14 protein-coding genes and 3 pseudogenes are annotated in these 19129 nt (G+C 70.8%); 6 read left to right on the top strand and 11 right to left on the bottom strand.

What is annotated here, in order from left to right; genetic code table 11:
- Nucleotide 1: 1 nt before the first annotated feature.
- The gene (locus C8E84_RS00310) at nucleotides 2-1021 is read left to right on the top strand and encodes an O-antigen ligase family protein (RefSeq protein WP_159898488.1); all 1020 of its coding nucleotides are present in this window, start codon (nucleotides 2-4) and stop codon (nucleotides 1019-1021) included.
- Here the strand turns inward: C8E84_RS00310 and C8E84_RS00305 are convergent.
- A complete protein-coding gene (locus C8E84_RS00305; protein ID WP_159898487.1) occupies nucleotides 974-1963 on the bottom strand; it encodes a GNAT family N-acetyltransferase in 990 nt (329 codons plus the stop codon). The two genes, C8E84_RS00310 and C8E84_RS00305, sit on opposite strands and share 48 nt — an antisense overlap.
- Nucleotides 1960-3879, bottom strand: a complete 1920-nt coding sequence (asnB, locus tag C8E84_RS00300; protein WP_211675316.1) for an asparagine synthase (glutamine-hydrolyzing) — start codon at nucleotides 3877-3879, stop codon at nucleotides 1960-1962. The genes C8E84_RS00305 and asnB overlap by 4 nt, the downstream gene beginning before the upstream one ends.
- Before the next feature lie 79 nt (nucleotides 3880-3958).
- On the opposite strand from asnB, the gene C8E84_RS00295 reads away from it, so the two are divergent.
- The gene (locus tag C8E84_RS00295) at nucleotides 3959-5092 is read left to right on the top strand and encodes a glycosyltransferase (RefSeq protein WP_159898486.1); all 1134 of its coding nucleotides are present in this window, start codon (nucleotides 3959-3961) and stop codon (nucleotides 5090-5092) included.
- Here the strand turns inward: C8E84_RS00295 and C8E84_RS00290 are convergent.
- From C8E84_RS00290 to C8E84_RS00275, 4 genes are all read right to left on the bottom strand, one after another.
- The gene (locus C8E84_RS00290) at nucleotides 5068-5415 is read right to left on the bottom strand and encodes a hypothetical protein (protein WP_159898485.1); all 348 of its coding nucleotides are present in this window, start codon (nucleotides 5413-5415) and stop codon (nucleotides 5068-5070) included. The two genes, C8E84_RS00295 and C8E84_RS00290, sit on opposite strands and share 25 nt — an antisense overlap.
- Nucleotides 5416-5642: 227 nt before the next feature.
- Nucleotides 5643-6497 (bottom strand): polysaccharide deacetylase family protein, encoded by an 855-nt coding sequence (locus C8E84_RS00285; RefSeq protein ID WP_246196694.1) that lies wholly within the window; start codon nucleotides 6495-6497, stop codon nucleotides 5643-5645.
- Nucleotides 6475-7863, bottom strand: coding sequence for a hypothetical protein (locus C8E84_RS00280; protein WP_211675314.1), 1389 nt, complete (start codon nucleotides 7861-7863; stop codon nucleotides 6475-6477). The genes C8E84_RS00285 and C8E84_RS00280 overlap by 23 nt, the downstream gene beginning before the upstream one ends.
- A 10-nt stretch (nucleotides 7864-7873) precedes the next feature.
- Nucleotides 7874-9481: a CpsD/CapB family tyrosine-protein kinase gene (locus C8E84_RS00275; RefSeq protein ID WP_159898483.1), complete on the bottom strand. Its 1608-nt coding sequence runs from the start codon at nucleotides 9479-9481 to the stop codon at nucleotides 7874-7876.
- 165 nt (nucleotides 9482-9646) lie between these two features.
- Here C8E84_RS00275 and C8E84_RS00270 point away from each other — a divergent pair, with 165 nt between their 5' ends.
- Genes C8E84_RS00270 through C8E84_RS00260 form a run of 3 tightly spaced genes read left to right on the top strand, consistent with a single transcriptional unit; the run spans nucleotide 9647 to nucleotide 14876 of the window.
- Nucleotides 9647-11923, top strand: a complete 2277-nt coding sequence (locus tag C8E84_RS00270) for a glycosyltransferase (RefSeq protein ID WP_246196693.1) — start codon at nucleotides 9647-9649, stop codon at nucleotides 11921-11923.
- 34 nt (nucleotides 11924-11957) lie between these two features.
- On the top strand, nucleotides 11958-13721 hold the full coding sequence (locus tag C8E84_RS00265; protein ID WP_159898482.1) for an ABC transporter ATP-binding protein: 1764 nt from the start codon (nucleotides 11958-11960) through the stop codon (nucleotides 13719-13721).
- Nucleotides 13722-13730: 9 nt separating this feature from the next.
- A complete protein-coding gene (locus tag C8E84_RS00260; RefSeq protein WP_159898481.1) occupies nucleotides 13731-14876 on the top strand; it encodes a glycosyltransferase family 4 protein in 1146 nt (381 codons plus the stop codon).
- Between the two features lie 218 nt (nucleotides 14877-15094).
- On the opposite strand, the gene C8E84_RS00255 is transcribed toward C8E84_RS00260, so the two are convergent.
- The 4 genes and pseudogenes from C8E84_RS00255 to C8E84_RS18470 form a co-directional block, all read right to left on the bottom strand.
- Nucleotides 15095-15313, bottom strand: coding sequence for a hypothetical protein (locus C8E84_RS00255; protein ID WP_425495961.1), 219 nt, complete (start codon nucleotides 15311-15313; stop codon nucleotides 15095-15097).
- Nucleotides 15314-15410: 97 nt separating this feature from the next.
- On the bottom strand, nucleotides 15411-16850 hold the full coding sequence (locus tag C8E84_RS00250) for an IS30 family transposase (RefSeq protein WP_425495938.1): 1440 nt from the start codon (nucleotides 16848-16850) through the stop codon (nucleotides 15411-15413).
- Nucleotides 16851-17097: 247 nt separating this feature from the next.
- A pseudogene (locus C8E84_RS00245) lies at nucleotides 17098-17943 on the bottom strand (IS3 family transposase); the annotation flags it as partial.
- A 108-nt stretch (nucleotides 17944-18051) separates the two neighbouring features.
- Entirely contained in the window at nucleotides 18052-18243 is a 192-nt protein-coding gene (locus C8E84_RS18470) for a transposase (protein WP_159898478.1), read from the bottom strand.
- 37 nt (nucleotides 18244-18280) lie between these two features.
- Here C8E84_RS18470 and C8E84_RS00235 point away from each other — a divergent pair.
- A pseudogene (locus tag C8E84_RS00235) lies at nucleotides 18281-18862 on the top strand (IS1634 family transposase); the annotation flags it as partial.
- A gap of 13 nt (nucleotides 18863-18875) precedes the next feature.
- Here C8E84_RS00235 and C8E84_RS00230 read toward each other — a convergent pair.
- Nucleotides 18876-19037 (bottom strand): annotated as a pseudogene (locus C8E84_RS00230) (IS3 family transposase); the annotation flags it as partial.
- Nucleotides 19038-19129 lie beyond the last annotated feature (92 nt).

The raw sequence follows: 19129 nt of genomic DNA, 5'->3' as shown, positions 1-19129 counted from the left end.
GATGCGAAGGCTCCTCGACAGGGCTGGGTGGCCGGAGCGTGCAGCCCTGGCCCTTCTGGCCCTCTGGGTGGTGTGGGCGTGGGTCGCCGCTCTCCTCGCCGACCGGATGCCGTCGCTCACCTCCCCGTACGTCCTCTCGCCAGTCGTCCTGGCCGCCGGGGTGGCGCTTGGCCACCTCGTGGCAACCCGCCTGGAAAGGAACGTCGTCGTGGCCGGCCTCGTCGTCGTGACGACCGTGCTGTTCCTGGGCGTGATCTGGACCGACGGCCCCGCGAAACGGCCCACCGCCTACGCGAACGCGAACGCCGCCGTGGCCGTGCAGGTGATCGCCCTCGCAGGGTTGGCGATGCTCGGGTCCGACCGTTTGCGACGCGTCATCCTCTGGTTCACGGTGGCGGGTGCTCTCGCGGTCATCGCGGCGAACGCCTCGAAGGCCGCATTTGTCGTGGCCGTACCCCTGCTCGCGGCGATCGCCCTCATGCTCTGGCGGCCGGCGGCTCGCGCCGGGTGGGCCGTTCTCGTGGGATCGGTGTCGATCGTCGTGTCTGCAGGGGCGGTCGTCCACCTCGCTGCTCGGGACCAGTGGCCACCGAGGGTCATGGATGCTCTGGACCCGGCCCGGCAGTCCCTGTGGAGCGACGCGCTGTCGCTGTGGGCAACCCACCCGGTCAGCGGTGGCGGACCCGGCTCGCTGGAGGAGTTCAGCACCCTGGGTGGCGACCCCGACACGGCATCCGCCCACTCCTCGCTGCTCCAGATCGGCGCCGAGACAGGCCTGGTCGGCGCCGCCCTCTTCGGCCTGATCGTCCTCGGCGGTCTGCTCTGGGCGGCGCGGGGCGGGGCACCCTGGGCGGTCGTCGGGGCTGCCGCCTGGACGGCGCTCCTCGTGCACTCGCTCAGCGACCACCTGCTCGAGTACTCGGTCGTCGTCCTTGCCGCAGGGCTCACCATCGGGTGTGCCTTCGCCACTCGCTCAGAAGAGCTCGACGTCCCCGAGGGTGAGGGTCCAGTCCCGGGGTGACGGAGGGGAGGCCGCGAGCGGCCGCGTCGTCAGCAGCGGCCCCTGGCCCGGCAGCGGGAGGAGCCCTGCCGAGGGCCCGGTCCTCAAGCCGATCGCGTAGTCCGCGCCCGTGTGCTTGAGCATGCGGCGCACCAACGCCATTCCCGTGCGGCGGTCGGGGACCAGCTGCTCGATGACCGCGGCCTCCACGGCATCCCCACGCCGACGGAGCCGGAAGACGAGGCCACCCTCGGCAGGGTCGTGGGGCGAGGCGAGCAGCAGTCGGTACTGCAGCGGCGCGAAGGACGTGCGCCAGGCCATGTACTCGGGCGTGCGGTGCGTGCGGAACCCCGTCGTGGGCGCGTGCTCCAGCAGTGCTGCGGCGACCGCACCGTCGGCAAGGGCCTCCCCGGCGTCGAGCCCGGCGGATGTCACCTGAGACCACAGGTCCGCGGGAACCCGCGAGGCGATCATCGGCGCGAGCGACCGGGGCCCTGCGGGCAGCACCCCCACCGGGAGCCGCCGGGCCAGGCTCCAGCCCATCTTGAGGTATCCCGGACGGCTCTGGTCATTGGGGGTATTGAAGACGAGCCCGTCACCCGCAAGGGTCAGCTCGGCCACCCCACGAAGGGTGAGCCTGCGGAAGATGCCCTGACCTTGGTATGCCGGGTCGGTCGCCGTGTCGACGGCCCTCACCGCGCGCACCTCGCGACCCGCGTCGTCGAGGAACCTCCAGCGCAGGAACGTCCGGTACCCGACCACCGAGCCCCGGTGTACCGCCACCCATGCGGGAGACACCCCGAAGGCGTTCTCGTGGTGCTTCCAGCGGAAGAACTCCTCGTTCGGGTCCTCGTCGCGCCAGCCCAGCGAGGCCCGCATCAGGCGCAGGACGGCCGGCTCGTCGGCCGGGTGGGCCGCACGCAGCTCGAGGTCGAGGGGCTTGGTGGGCACGGGGGGCGTCATGGTGTGGCTCCGTCCAGCCAGGTCTGCAGCATGAGCACCGTCCAGAGCGCGTAGTCGTGGTTGCGACGGCCCGAGTCGTGCTCCGCCAGCGCGCGGGCGATCGGTTCGGGACGCAGTAGCCCTTGCCGTCGCAACCGGTCCGGGGCCAGCAGGTCGTGTGACCACTCCCGCAGCGGCCCGCGCAGCCAGTCGGCCACGGGCGGGTCGAAGCCCACCTTCGGTCGGTCCCAGAGCTCGTGGGGCACGTACTGGCCCAACACCTGCCGGACCACCCACTTCCCGTGGCCGTCGCGCACCTTGGCGCGCTCCGGCATCCGCCAGGTCAGCTCGACGAACCGGTGATCGAGGAAGGGCACACGCACCTCGAGCGCGACCGCCATGCTCGCGCGATCCACCTTGACAAGCATGTCGTCGGGCAGGGTGCGCTGCTGGTCGGCCAACAGCATCCGGTCCAGGGGCAGGGCCGCGTCCAGGCCCGGCACGGCCGTCGCTGATGGGGGCGGTGGATTCGTCATCAGCGTCGCGGGGTCCCACCTGGTGGCCAGCACCGCGTAGGCGGCCATGTGGTCGTCCGCGGCGAGCACACCGGCCAGCTTGTGGGCCTTCGTGCCGATCGCAGAGGTGCGGCCGGGGAGGACTCGGGCCAGCCGGTCCCAGCCGACCGGGCTGGGCGTCGTCAGCGCGCGGGACGCACCGCGACGCAGCGGACCCGGCAGGGCGAGCAGCCGGGAGAGCCCTCCGTGCGCCACCCGATACCGGTTGTACCCCCCGAGCAGCTCGTCGGCGCCGTCCCCGCTGAGGCAGACCGTCACGTGTTGGCGGGCCGCCGCGCAGAGCAGGGCGGTCGGCACGCCCGAGGGGTCGGCGAACGGCTCGTCATAGAGGGATGACGCCCGCGACGCCAGGTCGATCGGGTCGAAATCGCCCAAGGGCAGCGTGGTGTGCTCGGTGCCCAGGTGCCGGGCGACCCCGGCAGCGGTCATCGACTCGTCTCCCTCACCACCCACGGCGACCGTGAAGGTGCGCACCGGTTGGGTGCTCACGGCCTGCGCCAGCGCCGCGATCGTGGAGGAGTCGACACCCCCGGACAGGAAGGTCCCGACTGGCACGTCGGCCTCGAGCCTGCGGCGTACGGACGCGCGCAGGGCCGTGTCGGCCAGCTGCACCAGTTCGCGGTCGTCGAGTGCCAGGGGGTCGGCGAGACCGGCGGCGGCCACCGATGCCAGCGACCAGTAGGGCACGGGCTCGGAGAACGTCGTCGGGCTCGTGACCCGCACGACACAACCCGCCCGGAGCTTGTCGATCCCCGGGACGATCGAGTGCGGTGCCGGGACGAAGCCGTACCGCAGGTAGTCAGCCAGGGCTTGCAGGTCCGGGCTGGTGCTCGTGTGCGAGAGCCGACGGACGGCCCCGAGCTCGGAGGCGAACGCGAAAGCGTCGCCCACCTGGCCGTAGTACAACGGCTTCTCCCCCACCCGGTCCCGGGCGAGAACGAGGACGCGGTCTCGGCGGTCCCAGACTGCCAGCGCGAACATCCCGTCGACGGCCGCGACGGCGGCTTCCGGGCCCCTCCGGGCGATCAGCTCGACGAGGACTTCTGTGTCCGAGTGCCCGCGAAACGCGACGCCGTCGCCCTCCAGTCGGTGACGATGGTCGGCGTGGTCGTAGATCTCGCCGTTCAGCACGAGGACCCAGCGGCCGTCCGCCGAGGTCATGGGCTGGTGTCCCGCCACCGAGAGGTCGACGATCGCCAGCCGGCGGTGGCCGAGGGCGACGCCGGCATCCGGGTCGAGCCAGCGTCCGACATCGTCCGGGCCTCGGTGCGCGACGGCTGCTGACATCGCGTCGAGGTCCGCTCCCAGGTCACCGCCTCCGTGAGTCAGGAGCCCGACCACACCGCACATCTGGTTGTCCACCCCTCGCGTCGTCCGGGCAGCCCTGACGGCGGGCCGGACCGCTGAGTATACGGAATGGAGGATGCGGAAGACTCGGCTCATGTCCCCCTCCGAAGTTGCGCCGGTCTCAAGGATCCGGGTCCTCTGGCTCATCAAGGGACTGGGTCCGGGTGGGGCCGAACAACTCCTCGTCTCCTCGGCTCGTGTCGCCGACCATGACCGGTTCGACTACCGGGCGGCATACGTTCGTTCGGACAAGGACCAGCTCGTCCCTCGGCTGACAGCCTGCGGCGTGCCCGCCACCCTGCTCGGGGGCGGCCGGCAGGGTCGGCTGTGGTGGCCGTGGCGCCTGCGCCGCCTGATGCGGGATGTGGACATCGTCCACGCACACTCCCCGCTCCTCGCCGGCGTGGCACGACTGGCAGCGCGGACGATCCCGGTCCGCGAACGGCCAGTGACGGTGTCGACGGAGCACAACGTGTGGGGCAACTTCTCGCTGCCCACCCGACTCCTGAATGCCACGACGGCCGGCTTGGACCGCCGCCGCTGGGCGGTGTCGCTCGAGGTGCGCAGGTCGATGTGGCGCCGGCGCCAGCAAGGGTCCGCGGTTCTGGTGCATGGAATCGTGCAGGGCGATGACCACCCCCCCGCCGGGACGCGGGGACGGGTTCGGCGCGAGCTCGGGATCCCGGAGGATGCCGTCGTGGCCATCACGGTGGCCAACCTGCGTCGCGAGAAGGACTACCCCAACCTGCTGCACGCCGCCCAGATCGCACTGCGTGAGGAGCCGAGTCTGGTCGTCCTCGCCGTGGGTCAGGGGCCCCTGGAGGATGAGGTTCGTGAGCTCCACGAGAGCCTCGGCCTGGGGGATCGCGTCATGCTCTTGGGTTACCGGACCGACGTCTCTGATCTGCTGGCGGCATCCGACCTGTTTGTCCTCGCGTCGGCCCACGAGGGGCTGCCCGTCTCGATCATGGAGGCGATGACGGCCGGTCTTCCGGTCGTCGCGACCGCCGTCGGGGGGGTGCCGGAGGCTGTGGTGACCGGGAAGACGGGGATCCTCCTGCCACCCCACGACCCGGAGGCCCTCGCGAGGGCACTGGTGACGGTGGCGCGCGACCGACCGCTGCGGGACGAGATGGCGGAGGCTGCCCGCGAGCGGAGCACGGTGTTCGACATCCGGTCCGCGGTCGGGGTGCAGCAGCGGGCCTACGCGGAGCTGGTCAGGTCCTGACTGCCGTCGTGGAACCCACGCCCGTCCAGTGAAACGTGCTCAGGCCCACTTCTGGGCGCGGTAGGACGATCGGCGACCACGTCGCGCCGGAAGGCCTGGTAGGGGGCGTTGAACTCCGGCTGGGCGTGCAGGCAGGTGAACTGCCGGTCGAAGACGGTCAGGTGGATGCCGTAGGCGGGTGAGGAAGTCGTTGTGGTCCACGCGCTTGAGGCGGTCGTCCCACCGGACGAGGCGAATGCGGTCGGCGAGGGCCGCGTTCCGTCCAGCGGCCACTCGGTGTCGACGGGGAGGACGACGACCGCGATGCCCGGATCCTCGAACAACTGGGGGGTGCGTGAGTCATCTGCGACGGTGACCGGACCGTCGAAGACGCGCCGTAGGGTCGAGACCGTGCGTCTGGCGTTGGCTGGGCGATCAAGAGGGCCGGCGCCGCAGGCGGGCCAAGGCGGTCGCACCAGCGATCTCGACCTCCGACACAGCCGTGTATCCCCACCGCAGTGGCGCACCCGCCGGCCCGCGCCCGAGCCTGACGAGGTCCGCCCTGACGTGCCTAGCCACGCAGGCCGACCGTCTTGGCCAGGCGCACGATCCCGGCATAAGCGCGCTCCGGGGCCAGGTTGCCCACGAGCTTCGCGGCGAAGAACGCCTCGGGGTCGCTCTGCCGCACCGGCACCCGCTTGAGGCGCACCCGCTCGGTGCCGGGCACGTTGCGCCCGAGCTCGCCGGAGGAGGCGCTGCGGAACCGCTCCCGGAGGGCCGCCTCCATCTCGTTGACACGCACGCCCCACGGGTAGGTGAAGTGCCTCGGCCTCACCCCCAGGTGCCGCTCCACTGAGGCGGTGCAGGTGTCCACCTCCTCCTCCGTCAGGGCCTCCGGACGGACGTGACGGTGCGTGTGGTTGCCAACGGTGCACAGGCCCGAGTCGACCATCTCGGCGAGCTGCGCCCACGACATGCCCCTGCCCGTGGACCCCTTGGCCGTGGAGCCCTCCCACACCATCGGCTGCGACACGTACCCGGAGGCCAGGTAGACGGTGAAGGGCAGCCCGCGCTCCCTGAGCAGCGGCCAGGCATGTGCGTGGACGTCCTCGAAGCCGTCGTCGAAGGTGAGGACCACGCTGGGCCTGGTGTCGCCTGAGTCGAGGCGGTCCAGCGCCGTGTCGAGAGCCACCACGTCGTGCCTCTCGAGCTGTTCGAGCTGTCGGGCGAAGGCCGGCACCGGCAGGTCGAGCTCGTCGCGGGTCCCTCCCCCGACCCGGTGATAGATGAGGAGGGTCGCACCCTGAGCGAGCGAGTCACGCCCGATCCCGGCCAGACCCGACTTCAGACGGGCCCGAGGGCCGCTCGGCGGGAGGGCGCCCCGGTCGTCCTCGTCGCTGCGCTCAGCGTCTGCGGACCTCGCCAAGGCTCGCCACCTCCCGGTGGTGCGCAAATTCCGGCTCCTCGCCCCCGAAACCCTCATCATCGAGGTCGGTCCGGCGGCGGACGACTGGGAGGGCGAGCAGCACGAGGAAGAACGGAAGCATGAGCACCCGCTGTCGAGCCAGGATGCCGAAGTTGGCGAATCCCGAGAAGGCGACGACGAACGAGATGGGATAGACGAGGGCGAACACCACGTAGGGGTTGCGCCTGAGGATGCCGGTGAGCCGGCGCAGCCGCGGCCACGACGCCACCGTCAGCGCGAGGAGGAAGAGCCCTTCGAGGCTCTGGACGAGCATCTGGGCGTTGTCTGCCTCCCATGGGAAGGGCCGAAAGAGCACGGTCAGTGCTGCGGCCAGGAACCCGAGTGGGGACTCGACCGGGACGGGCGTGAACTCAGAGCCCCCGACCGTCGTTCGGCCCCCCGCCATGTCGAGGGATTCCGACACGGCCTGCCAGCTGAAGTCGTCCGTCCCGAGGAACTCGGCCGACTGGGTGGCGAGCACCCACGCTGCCGCCCCCATCACGAGGATGCCGCCGAACTTGCTCAGGATCCCCGTCACCTGGGTCGAGGCCGGCCGGAACAGCTGAGCGACGAGCAGTGCCGCGAACAGCAGGACGGCGATGTGCGGCCGGATCAGCGCCGTGCCGACGGCCCCGGTCGCGAGCAGCGCCAGCGCGCCGTGCTGGCCGGCGAAGAACTTCGCGGCGCCCAAGGCCGTCACGCCGACGAAGAGCATCAGCCATGACTCCTTGCCGATGGAGGACGGCCAGTACAGCATCGAGGGCAGGAGGAAAACGAGCAGGGCATAGCGCCGGTGCTCACCGTCGGGCAACGCGATCCGGAAGGCGCGGTACAGCAGGTACGCCCCCCAGAACGCGAAGGCCCCGTAGACCATGAACGCCGCCAGCGTGGTGGGGCCGATCACGGTGTAGATGGCCGTGGTGATCAGCTCCATGTACTGGGTACCGCGAGCGGTCTCCAGGTCCCACGTCACGACTCCCTGCCGCCAGCTCCGGTACTGGAACGCGGCCGCGAGGTTGTAGCGCTCCGCGTCGGAGGCCCCGTCGTAGACGACATAGGCCACGTAGTAGCGCACCATCGTGCCGACCATTTTGGCGAGGAAGGCGAACCCGATGAGCCGACCGAACCACGGGCTCGGCTCCCGGACCGCGACCCGCCAGATGAGGAGAGCGTTCACGGCAATGAAGAACGGCGCGACGAGCAGGGCCCCCCACACGTTGTAGGACTGCAGGCCGATCGCCCACGCCCAGACGACGGCGAAGCCCGCGCCGACGAACCCTGCCAGGGTCAGACCGACGGCCCACGGCCGAACGGAGGTGGAGAACACGAGAAAAGGGTTACGCGGACGAGGAGGTGCGGCGAGCACGCCTGCTGAGCGCCGCGTCATCGGGCGCGCCATCAGCCTGCGGGGAGAACGGCCACGCACCATCCTTCGAGCCCGCGAACTGGGTCGAGGCATCTGCCCGCGTCGAACGGGGCGACCGGTCCGCCTCGACACGAGCGGATCGCTCGCGCTTGCGCTTCTTGGTGTCTCCGTGGCCGTACCCGTGCCCGGAGCCGTAGCCGTAGCCGTCAGCGCGCCGGCCACGGGCACCAACGAGCACGACGCCGCTGATCGGCACCTGGAAGCGTCCGAGGAGCTCGGCGACCCGGTGCGCGGCGACATCGGTGAGCCGACCGCTGCGCACGACGAGCAGCACGGTGTCAACGATCGGCAGGACGTCGAAGACGTCGCTGGCCGCGAGGAGGGGGGCGGAGTCGATGATCACGACGTCGGCCATCCCACGGACCTCCTCGAGCAGGTGCCCCATCCGACTCGCGAGCGACGCCGGGTGAGTCAGCCGGGTTCCTGCGGTGATGATCCTCACCCCGGGCACGCTCGTCGGCCGGACCAGCGCCTCCAGCGGGACGTCCCCCGGGTCGGTGATGAAGTCGGAGATCCCCGCGCCCTGGGGAACGTCGAAGAGGCTGTGGGTGTCCGGGGAGCGCAGGTCGGCATCGAGGACCAGGACGCGCTGCCCCGTCTCGGCGAAGCTCGCGGCCAGGTTGGCCACGGTGGTCGTCTTGCCCTCCGACGCGTTCGCCGAGGTGACGAGGATGAGCCGTGCACCGGTTGCCGTGCCGCCTCGCTCCGCGCTCGCGGCTCGTCGCGCTGTGTAGTCATCGGTCATTTTCCGACTCACGGTGTGCATGAGGGCGGTGCGCGCTGCCCGGTGGGCGTCCGAGTACGGGTCGAGCGGGTCGGCCGCAACCATGATGCTCGCCTTGCGCTTCTGCGCCTGGCTCAGACGCGGGACCTCAGCGATGATCGGCAGGCGGAGAGCGGCATGCACGTCGTCGCGCGTGCGCAGGCGGGAGTCGACCCTCTGGATCACGAGCGCAAGGGCGAAGCCCAGAAGCAGCCCGATGAACCCGGCCATCGCCGTCCGCAGCAGCCGCGAGGGCGGCACGACGAACCCGCCGCCGATCTCGTCCGGGATCGGGGTCGCTACCTGCAGCACCGACACCGTGGCACCACCCGCGCCGGGACGGTCTTTCTCGAAGAAGGCCACGGTCTCGTCGGCAAATGCGTTCGCGGTGGCGGCCGCACGTGCGCCGTCAGCGTCCGAGGCCGAGATCGTCAGCGCCGCAGCAGCCGGGTCCGGCGTCACCGTGACCTGCGAGGCCAACACCGCCGGATCCCCGTCGAAGCCCAGAACCTCGGCAGCACGGGTGGGGATCTCGCCGGTCTTGACGAAGAGTGCAAGACGGTCGATCGAGACCAGCTCAGTGGGCCCGCCGGAGCCGACCAGCAGGGTCGCAGTCGCCGTGTAGGAAGGCGCCACCTCCGCCTCGCTGGTCTGGGCGGGGGTGAGGAACCACGTCACGGCAGCGGCGACCAGGGCGCACGCAACGATGATCGGCCACCGACGCCGAGCGATCGTCAGGTAGTCACGAAGGGTCATGCCGGGTCCCCGCTCGGGTCGAAATCCCCTGAGGCAGCATAAGGAGCCGCCGTGGGGTGAATGGATGGTCGATTGCTGAGTCTAGCCGACGAATGGGTGAGCAGTTCTGCCCCTTTGGACGACGGGAGTTGGAATCCGCCCCCGACCCTGAGAGGATTCCGAGCCGTGACGACGAACAGCGAGGGACCGACGCCCCGCTCGCTCCGGGTCGCCCACCTCACCACCGTGGACATGAGCCTGGCCCTGCTGCTCGGCACCGAGCTGAGCGTGGACGTCGAGGCCGGCCACGAGGTCGTCGGCATCAGCGCCCCCGGCCCCTACGTCGAGCGAGTCGCAGCGCTGGGTGTCACCCACGTCCCGGTGCGGACCCTCACCCGTTCATGGGCGCCCGCCTCGGACCTCGCGGCCTTCCGCGACCTGTTCACGACGATCCGCTCGCTCGACCTCGACGTCCTGCACACCCATAACCCCAAGACCGGCGTCATGGGGCGGATCGCCGGGCGCCTCGCGGGGGTTCCCGTCGTCGTCAACACGTGCCACGGCCTCTGGGCCAGGCCGGAGGACTCGCTGGCCAAGCGGGCGTTCGTGTACGGGCTGGAGGGCATCGCGGCCCGGTTCTCCGACTACGAGCTGTTCCAGAACGCCGCCGACGAGGCCACCCTGCGCCCCGCCCTGCGGCGGGGGCGCCACCGCGTGGTGGGCAACGGCGTCGACCTGGTCCGGTTCACCCCAGACCCGGCGGGGGGCCGTCGGGTGCGGGCCGAGCTCGGCGTCGCGGACGACGAGCTCCTCGTGGGGACGATCGGGCGGCGGGTCCGGGAGAAGGGCCTCGAGGAATTCGCCGAGGCGACCTCCGCCCTAGCCGACCGGGCCACCTTCGTCTGGGTCGGCCCGGAGGACGGCACGGATGCCGCGGCGGGCACCGCGCGCACCACCGGCATCCGCTTCGTCGACGAGCGCACCGACATGCCGGCCGTCTACAGCGCCCTGGACGTTTTCGTCCTGGCCTCCTACCGCGAGGGCTTCTCCCGCGCGGCCATGGAGGCGGCCGCGTGCGGCGTGCCGACGGTGCTCACGGACATCCGGGGGTGCCGCGAGGTGGGCGACGACGGCATCCACCTGCGCCTGGTGCCCCCCGGGGACGGGCGGGCCCTCGCCAGCGTGGTCGCCGAGCTGCTCGAGGACCCCGCGCTTCGTGAGCGCCTCGGCGCCGCCGCCCGGGAGCGGGCGCTGGCCCACTTCGACCAGAGGGCCGTGGCGGCGGTCTCCCTGCAGACCTACCGGGAGGTCGCGCAGCGCAAGGGCCTCGAGGCCGCGGCCCGCGACGACCGGGTCACCGTCCTGCACGTCCTGCCCGCGGACCTCGACCGCGGTGCCCAGGTGTACGCCGGGCGGCTGCGTGACGCGCTGGCGACCGACCCTGAGCAGCGTCACCTCGCCGTCACCCTGTTCGAGGGGCCACCGGCCGCGCTCCGGGCCGACCTCGGCCTCGGTGTGCCGTCCGGCGGACTGCGACGGTCCGGCTTTGACACGCGGGCGGTCCGCGCACTCCGCCGCGCCGTGCGCGAGGAGCGGGCCGACGTCGTCGTCGCCCACGGGGGTGAGCCGCTCAAGTACTGCGTCGCGGCCGCGGGGCGGGCCCGGGTCGTGTACTACAAGGTGGGCCTGTCCTCGGCCGAGCTCGCCAGGCCCTCGCGACGGCGCCTCTACCGCTTTCTGTCGGGGCGCTCGGCCCGCGTCGTCGCCGTATCGGGATCGATCGCCGAGCAGGTGCACGAGGTGCTGGGGGTGCCTCGCTCCAAGGTGTCCGTCATCCCGAACGGGCGCGACCCCGGCACGTACCACCCACCTACCGATGGCGACGTGCGCGCCGAGCCGCCGCTCGTGCTCTTCGTCGGCCAGCTCGAGCCGGGCAAGCAGCCCGGGCTGTTCCTCGACGTCATCGCGGACCTGCGCTCGCGCGGGGTGGACCTCGAGGCGGCGATGGTCGGCGACGGCCCGCTGCGGGCCGGGCTGGCGCAGCGGGCCCGGACCCTCGGGGTCGAGCTGCTCGGGGTGCGCACCGACGTCCCCGACCTGCTGCGCACGGCATCCGTGCTCCTCCTGACGAGCGCGGCGGCAACCGAGGGGATGCCGGGGGTACTCATCGAGGCCGGGCTGAGCGGCCTTCCCGTCGTCTCCTCCGACGCCGCCGGGGTCCGGGACGTCGTCATCGACGGTGAGACCGGGTTCGTCTGCCCGTCGGGACGCCCTGAGGACCTCGCGCACCGGGTGGTCGAGCTGCTCGAGGATGCCGGTCGGCGCACCGCCATGGGCGACCGCGCCCGGGCCCGGTGCTCGGCACACCTCACCGTGGAGGCGACCGCGACGCAGTGGCGCCGGCTCGTCGCCGACCTCACCGAGAAAGCGGTCCCGGCTGCTGGACAGGGCCCTATCCTGTGACTCCAGCCACGGATGCGAAGCGAGCAGTGATCGGATGAGGTTCCTCGGCACCGGGCGATCCGGTCCCCTGCGGGGGTGGTCGGCCATGCGCGACCTCGTCTCCCGCTACCGGGGTCGGATGTCCTCGCTGGCCGTCGTCGCGTTCCTCGGCGGGCTCCTCGAGGCCCTGTTCCTCGTCATCGTCACCGGCATCGCGATGGCCCTCGTCGGCGACGAGTCCACCATCGGCCCCTACCTCGGCCAGACGGTCTCCACCGGCGTGGCCCTCACCGTGGCCGCGGTCGTGCTCGTCGCCCGCCTGGCCTTCAACCTCGTCGGCGTCGCGATCTCGGCGCGGCTGACCGCCGACGTCACCCGGGACCAGCGACAGGTGCTCTCGCGGGCCTACCTCCAGGCGAGCTGGGCGGTCCAGCAGGCCGAGCCCTCCGGCCGGCTGCAGGAGCTGCTCACCTCCTTCGTCACGCGGGTCACGAACGCCGTCCAGACCCTGACCAACGCCGTGACCGCGCTGCTCAGCCTCGTCGCCTTCCTCGGCACCGGGCTCTTCCTCGACCCGCTGTCCACCGGCGCCGTCCTTGTCGCCATGGCGGTCGTCGGCGCGGTCCTCAAGCCCGTGCGCCTGCGGATCAGGGCCCGAGCGGCGGCCTCGGCCCGGGCCAACCTCGACTTCGCCGACTCGGTGTCCGAGCTCGGGTCGCTGGGGCTGGAGATGCAGACGTACGGGGTGCAGCACCGCTTCACCCGCACGATCGACGACCTGTCCCGAGAGGCTGCCGCCACCCAGCAGCGGGTCCAGTTCCTCGCCGGGACCCTGGCCCCGGTGTACATGGTGATGGCCTACGCCGCCGTGCTCGCGGGCGTGGGGGTGCTCTCGCTCGTGGGCTTCGGCGACATGGCCGTCATCGGGGCCGTCATGCTCCTCATGCTCCGCTCGCTCAGCTACGGCCAGCAGCTCGCCGCGGCATCCGGCACCCTGACCGCGGCGGCGCCGTTCCTCAAGGGGGTCCGCGACACCGCGCAGCGCTATGCCGCGGCTCCGGCAGGAGGTGGCGACCGCGTGCCACCGTCGGTCACCCCGCTCGTGGCCACCGAGGTCGAGTTCGCGTACACGGCCGACCGGCCCGCGCTCAGCGCAGCGTCCTTCCGCATCGACACCGGCGAGGTCCTCGGGGTCATCGGGCCGTCCGGCGCGGGCAAGTCGACGCTCGCCCAGCTCGTGCTCGGGGTGCGCGAACCCACGTCCGGGTCCCTGACCGCCTCCGGCGTGGACCTGCGCGAGGTCGACCGGGTCTGGTGGAGCGCCCGGGTCGCCTTCGTCGCGCAGGAGGCCCTGCTATTCACCGGCACCGTGGCCGAGAACATCCGCTTCTTCCGTGAGGGCATCGACGACGCTGCCCTGCGCCGCGCGGCGACCGCCGCCAACGTGCTGGCCGACATCGAGGCCCTCCCCCGGGGCTTCGACGCCCACCTCGGCGAACGCGGGAGCCAGCTCTCGGGCGGGCAGCGGCAGCGACTGTCCATCGCGAGGGCCCTCGCCGGGTCGCCGCAGCTCCTCGTCCTCGACGAGCCAACGTCCGCCCTCGACGGGCAGAGCGAGGCCCTGATCCGCGCGACCCTGCGGGGCCTGCGCGGGTCGGTCTCGATCATCATCATCGCCCACCGGATGTCCACCCTGGACATCTGCGACCGCATCATGGTCATCGAGCACGGGACGATGACCTCGATCGACACCCCTGCCGCGCTGCGCGAGAACAGTGAGTTCTACCGCAACGCGCTCTCCGTCGCCGGGATCTCGTAGGGCCCGACGATGCCCGCGCTCCGTGTCCTCTACGTCATCGACTCCCTGGCACCGGGGGGCGCCGAGACGTCACTGGTCGAGCTGGCGCCCGGGCTGGTCGGCAGCGGCATCGACCTGCACGTGCTCCCCCTCGGCCGGCGGCTGGACCTCGCCTACCGGCTGGAGGCGGGCGGTGCGGTCGTGCACCGCCGCGCCACGGCATCCGGACGGGTCGGCAACATCCGGGCCGTCCTCGACACGATCCGCGCGGTGCGGCCCACGATCGTGCACACCACGCTCTTCGAGGCCGACGTCGCGGGCCGCACCGCCGCCCGGCTGCGGGGGGTCCCCGCTTCGACGAGCCTGGTCAACGACTCCTACGGCGCCTCGCACCGGGCGGAGTCACCTGCGGCCCGGCTGGCGCTTGCGCGCGGGGCGGACGCCGCGACGGCTCGGTTCGCGACACGCTTCCATGCCATCTCGGGTGCTGTCGCGGATGCCGTCTCGCCCCGGCTCGGCCTGCGGCGCGAGCTCGTCGACGTCATCCCGAGGGGCCGGGACCCCCGTGCGTTGCTGTTCCGTCCGGACGCCACGGGTCACCGGGTGCGCGCGAAGCTGGGACTCGGCGACGACGTCCCGCTCGTGATCGCCGTCGGTCGGCTCGAACCGCAGAAGGGGCTCCAGCACCTCATCGCGGCGCTCCCCGCGGTCCGGGAGTCCGTTCCGGAGATCGCCGTGCTCCTCGCCGGGAAGGACGGCCGCTCGGGGCCCTCACTGCGAGAGCAGGCGGCTGCCTCGGGCTGCGACGTGCGCTTCCTCGGTCACCGGAGCGACGTCGCCGATCTCATGGCAGCGGCGGACGTCCTGTGCTTCCCGTCCGAACGGGAGGGGTTCGGCGGGGTGCTCATCGAGGCGCTGGCGGTGGGGTGCCCGATCGTCGCGACCGGCATCCCCACGACCCTCGAGGTGCTCGGCTCCGAGGAGGATGCCGTCGGGGTGGTCACGCCCGTCGCCGACCCGCGCGCCCTGTCCGCTGCGCTCGTCGCCGTGCTCACCGACCCCGCCACGGCGCAGGCCCGAGCACGGCTCGGCAGGGCACGGTTCGAGGAGCGCTTCACCATCGAGCGGGTCAGCCACGAGATGGTGGCCTTCTTCGAGCGTGTGGAGGCGACGTGAAGGCAACGCCGGCACCCACCAGTAGCTTCTCTCTGCCGCGCAACCCATGGTCATGCCCTTCGCGAACCAGTCCGACCCTCATTTCCGGAGGGCCGCGGCCCCTTCCTGGGGCGCGACGAGCCTCTCACCAATCTATTGAGCCGGATCGTGACTGCGCCGACGCGATTGACCGTGACGACAGCTGAGTGGGCCGCCTCGGAGCCACAACTTGCCGCGCTCTATGCGGCGATGCTTGACCGGCGTGTGGCGTTTCGAACCGCGAAGTCGGCTGGTGGGACGAAGCCGATCTCGCCGTGAAGGCGTCGGTGATTGAACCAGTCGGCGTACTCGGCGTCGGCGATCTCGACATTGCGAACTGACTTCCAGCCGCCCTGGGGGCGCTTATCGGGGTTGCGGATGCACTTGGCCTTAAACACCGAGTTCAGCGCCTCGGCCATCGCGTTGTCGTACGAATCGCCCTTGGACCCGACGGAAGCCACGGCCTCAGCCTCGGCGAGCCGCTCGGTGTAGCGAATCGCTCGATATTGGGCGAGTTCAAGGGGTCGTTGCAACACCGGGTTGTTGAAGGGATCGTAGTTGCTCGTCGAAGACCTCGGCGGGGGTTCGCCAGCCGAGGATCTTTCGGGGTCTGTTGTTCAGGGCGTGAGCGACGGCTTCGAGGTCGTCGGCGGACCAGCGCGACAGGTCGGTCCCCTTGGGGAAGTACTGCCGTAGCAGACCGTTGGTGTTCTCATTCGTCGGGCGCTGCCAGGGTGAGTGGGGGTCGGCGAAGAACACCTTCGTTCCGGTCTCAAGTGCGAGCAGGGCGTGACCCGACAGCTCCTTGCCGCGGTCCCAGGTCAGTGTCTTGCGTAGCTGCTGTGGCAGTTTCGTCATCGACGCCGTGAGCGCCGCGTTCATGGCCACGGCACCGTATCCGCCGAGGGCTGGCCCGTTCTTGACGTGCGGCTTCTCGCCCCAGCCCTGCATACGCGGCAGGTGCACCAAGAGCGTGGCGCGGCTGGAGCGCTCGACGAGCGTGCCGATCGCGGAGCGGCCGGTGCCGATGATCAGGTCGCCCTCCCAGTGGCCGGGGACGGCGCGGTCTTCGGCCTCTGCGGGCCGCTCGCTCAACACGACGTCGGGGGTGACATGCCCTTGGGGCTTGTTGCGCGACCTGGCCCTGGGCTGCCGCAACGCCCGCCCTGTGCGCAGGCACGTCACCAGCTCGCGCTTGAGCGCGCCACGACCTTGGATGAACAGCGCCTGGTAGATCGCCTCGTGGCTGATCCGCATGGACTCATCATCGGGGAACTCGACCTTCAACCGGTGCGCGATCTGCTCCGGGCTCCACGCCGTGGACCATCGCCGGTCCGCCCGGTGGGGCTTGTTCAGCCCCTTCCACGGCGGCGGTGTCGGACCCGCCACGATCGTGCCGTCGGGACGACGGACGTTCCCTGCGAGCCGGTCCTGCACGTACTCACGCAACCGGTCGTTGGTCACCAGCTTCGCGGTCTTCGGTCGCTTCGCGGCCTGCTGCGCCTTCCACTGCGCTACACCAGCGCGGTAGTCCTGCGTCCCGCTCCTGGTGGCCGCGTTGCGGCGTAGTTCGCGCGACACGGTCCCCGGGTCGCGACCGATCGCCCGGGCGATCTCACGCACGCCCTTGTCCTTTGCACGCAGGATCGCGATCTCCTCGCGTTCCTCGAAGGTCAGATAGCGCCCTGTGGGCTCGGCAAGGCTGATCGGCGGCATGCCGCCAGCGTGACGAAACCAACGCATCCCCACCGGGACCGACACCCCGACAGCGATCGATGCCTCCGCCGTCGTAACGCCCGTGGCGATCAGCCGCCAGAACTGCCGCTGCACCACCCGCGAGGGGTCAGGTCGCCCCGGTGAGCGCATCGCCGGCCGCAACGCCCGATCAGCACGCCACTGCCGCCGCAGCCCCTCAGGCGCATCGCTCGTCTTCCTGCTCCAGTCGCTCGTCGCCATCACACACCTCCGTGATCAAGGTGTTGCGACGACCAGTTGAATCCGCCTTGCACGCCTCGGTCGCTGTGGTGCGTCAGCCCGGCGACATCTTGGCCGCACCGCTGCCTGGCCCACAAGCCCATATCGAGGGCATCCAGCGCCAAGTCGGTGCGCATCGAGGTGGACACCTGCCTGAGGCTCCCCCCGAATCGTGGAGGGCTTCTCTATGCGGCCTCGGGTTCGAGGACGCGGGTGGTTCGTAGTCGACGGGTGACATCATCTTGGCACTGGAGTGTCGACGGGTGGTGTTGTAGAACTCGTGGCACCACTCAAGGACGACCTGCCGGGCGTGGTCGGGGTCGCGGAACTCGTTGCGGGAGAGCACTTCCCACTCGAGGGTGGAGAAGAACGCCTCGGCGGCAGCATTATCGAAGCACGAACCCACACGTCCCATGCTCTGGCGGATGCCGAGCCGATCAGCGCACAGCCGGGTGTAGTTCTTCGCGGTGTAGGTGCTGCCTCGGTCGCTGTGGAAGATGATCCCCTTGATGTGCTCGCGGCCGCCGCGGACCGCGGCCGCCATCTTGATCGCCGCGCCGGCCAGCTCCGCGTCCGGGTGGAGACTGGTCGCGGCGGCCAGCAGCCGCCGGCTGTACAGGTCGATCACGGTGGCCAGGTACAGCTTGCCGCGCGCGGTCGGGATCTCGGTGATGTCACCGACCCACTTCTCGTTCATCGCGGAGGCGGTGAAGTCCCGCCTCACCAGATCCGGGAACAGTGGCGCGCCCTTGTCCTGCTTGGTCAAACCGCTGCGGCGCTTGATGATTCGCGCCACCAGACCTTGGCGGCGCATCGAGTCCGCGACGGTCCTCTCACTGACCGTCCAGCCCTTGGCGCGTAGGTCGACGTGCACCCTCGGCGAGCCGTGCAGGCCACGGGAGTCCTTGAACGCCGCGGCCACCGCCGCGTCGACCTTGGCCCGGCGGCGCTGCCGCCTGGTTGGGCCGCGGTCGAGCCATTTGTAGAACCACGAGATGCTCACCCCGAGGATCAGGCAGGTGAACGCGACGGGCACCCGGTACAGCGTCCTCTGGTCGGCGATGAAGCGTGCCACGCTCACTTCGTCGCCTCCTTCACCCACAGGACCACGGAGCGCTTGAGGACATCGCGCTCCATCCGCAGCTCGGCGTTCTCCGCCCGCAACCGCTTGAGCTCTTCGATGTCACCGGTGTTCAAGCCCTTGGTCCCTTCGCGGGCCTGCCGATCCAGTATCCAGTGCCACCCAGTTACCCAGGGTGCCCTCGTTGATGCCCAGGTCACGGGCCGCGGCGGCCACGTTCTTACCGGTCTCGTTGACCAGCCTGACCGCACCCTCCCGGAACTCCCGATCAAACTTCCGTCTCTTCTCTGGCATGACTCTCCTTATAGCCGATGCCTCCTCGGTCCGGGGGGAGTCTCACACCGGGTCGTGGCGGGCCGTGTGGGCGTACTCCGCCAAACGCGCCGCCCGCGACGCCAAGACGCTGACCCTGCAGGAGAACCGCGCCAAGGCCGTCGTCGCCGGAGAGAAGGCCGCCCGCACACCCCGGTTCGTCAAGACCAGCAACGGGGCCCGCACCCTGGATCAGGCGTCGCTGGCCAGAGCAAGGCGGCTCGAGGGGCTGAAGGGGTACGTCACGAACATCCCCGCCGAGGTCATGCCCGCCGGTGAAGTCATCGCCAGCTACCACGAGCTGTGGCACGTCGAGCAGTCCTTCCGGATGTCCAAGACCGACCTGCGAGCCAGACCCATGTTCAACCACACCCGGGACGCGATCGAGGCGCACCTGACCGTCGTGTTCACCGCGCTGGCCCTGTCCCGTGAGGTTCAGTCCCGTAGCGGGCTCGCGATCCGCAACGTCATCCGGCAACTGCGGCCGCTGCGCTCAGCGACCATCGCGATCAACGCCGCCACCCAGACCTTCGCCCCTCAGGTCCCGCCCGCCCAGCAAGCCATCCTCGACGCCTTCAAGAATCACGCACTAAGCGATTGATCAAAGTCAGGTTGGACGCGTAGTAGCCACTCGGGGCGATCGTGACGCCGGCCTTCTTCAGCTCGGCGCAGATCGGCTCGACCCCGACTTCGCGCTCATCGACCACGTCGTGACGGTGCGCGTCGATGTAGGCCACTACCTGGTGGTGGGGCGGTCGAGCTCCGCCGCGAAGAAAGGCTTGATATGTAGGTGATCGGCGCGTTGGTCCCGGGTGGTTCCCAGTCGCGGGTGGAGGCTCGTGGTGAGTCATTCATCGAGGAGGTTGCG

Origin of the sequence: Ornithinibacter aureus (genome assembly GCF_009858245.1) — a bacterium.
Lineage (GTDB): Bacteria > Actinomycetota > Actinomycetes > Actinomycetales > Dermatophilaceae > Fodinibacter > Fodinibacter aureus.
This window is presented reverse-complemented; position numbering and strand designations above follow the sequence as displayed.

Bases quoted from the DNA above. Each gene is read 5' to 3' on its own strand.
- C8E84_RS00265 (WP_159898482.1), top strand. From the start codon at position 11,958: ATGAGGTTCCTCGGCACCGGGCGATCCGGTCCCCTGCGGGGGTGGTCG.
- C8E84_RS00250 (WP_425495938.1), bottom strand. From the start codon at position 16,850: ATGGCGACGAGCGACTGGAGCAGGAAGACGAGCGATGCGCCTGAGGGG.
- C8E84_RS00295 (WP_159898486.1), top strand. From the start codon at position 3,959: ATGTCCCCCTCCGAAGTTGCGCCGGTCTCAAGGATCCGGGTCCTCTGG.
- C8E84_RS00260 (WP_159898481.1), top strand. From the start codon at position 13,731: ATGCCCGCGCTCCGTGTCCTCTACGTCATCGACTCCCTGGCACCGGGG.
- C8E84_RS00255 (WP_425495961.1), bottom strand. From the start codon at position 15,313: ATGGCCGAGGCGCTGAACTCGGTGTTTAAGGCCAAGTGCATCCGCAAC.
- C8E84_RS00310 (WP_159898488.1), top strand. From the start codon at position 2: ATGCGAAGGCTCCTCGACAGGGCTGGGTGGCCGGAGCGTGCAGCCCTG.
- C8E84_RS18470 (WP_159898478.1), bottom strand. From the start codon at position 18,243: ATGCCAGAGAAGAGACGGAAGTTTGATCGGGAGTTCCGGGAGGGTGCG.
- C8E84_RS00305 (WP_159898487.1), bottom strand. From the start codon at position 1,963: ATGACGCCCCCCGTGCCCACCAAGCCCCTCGACCTCGAGCTGCGTGCG.
- C8E84_RS00275 (WP_159898483.1), bottom strand. From the start codon at position 9,481: ATGACCCTTCGTGACTACCTGACGATCGCTCGGCGTCGGTGGCCGATC.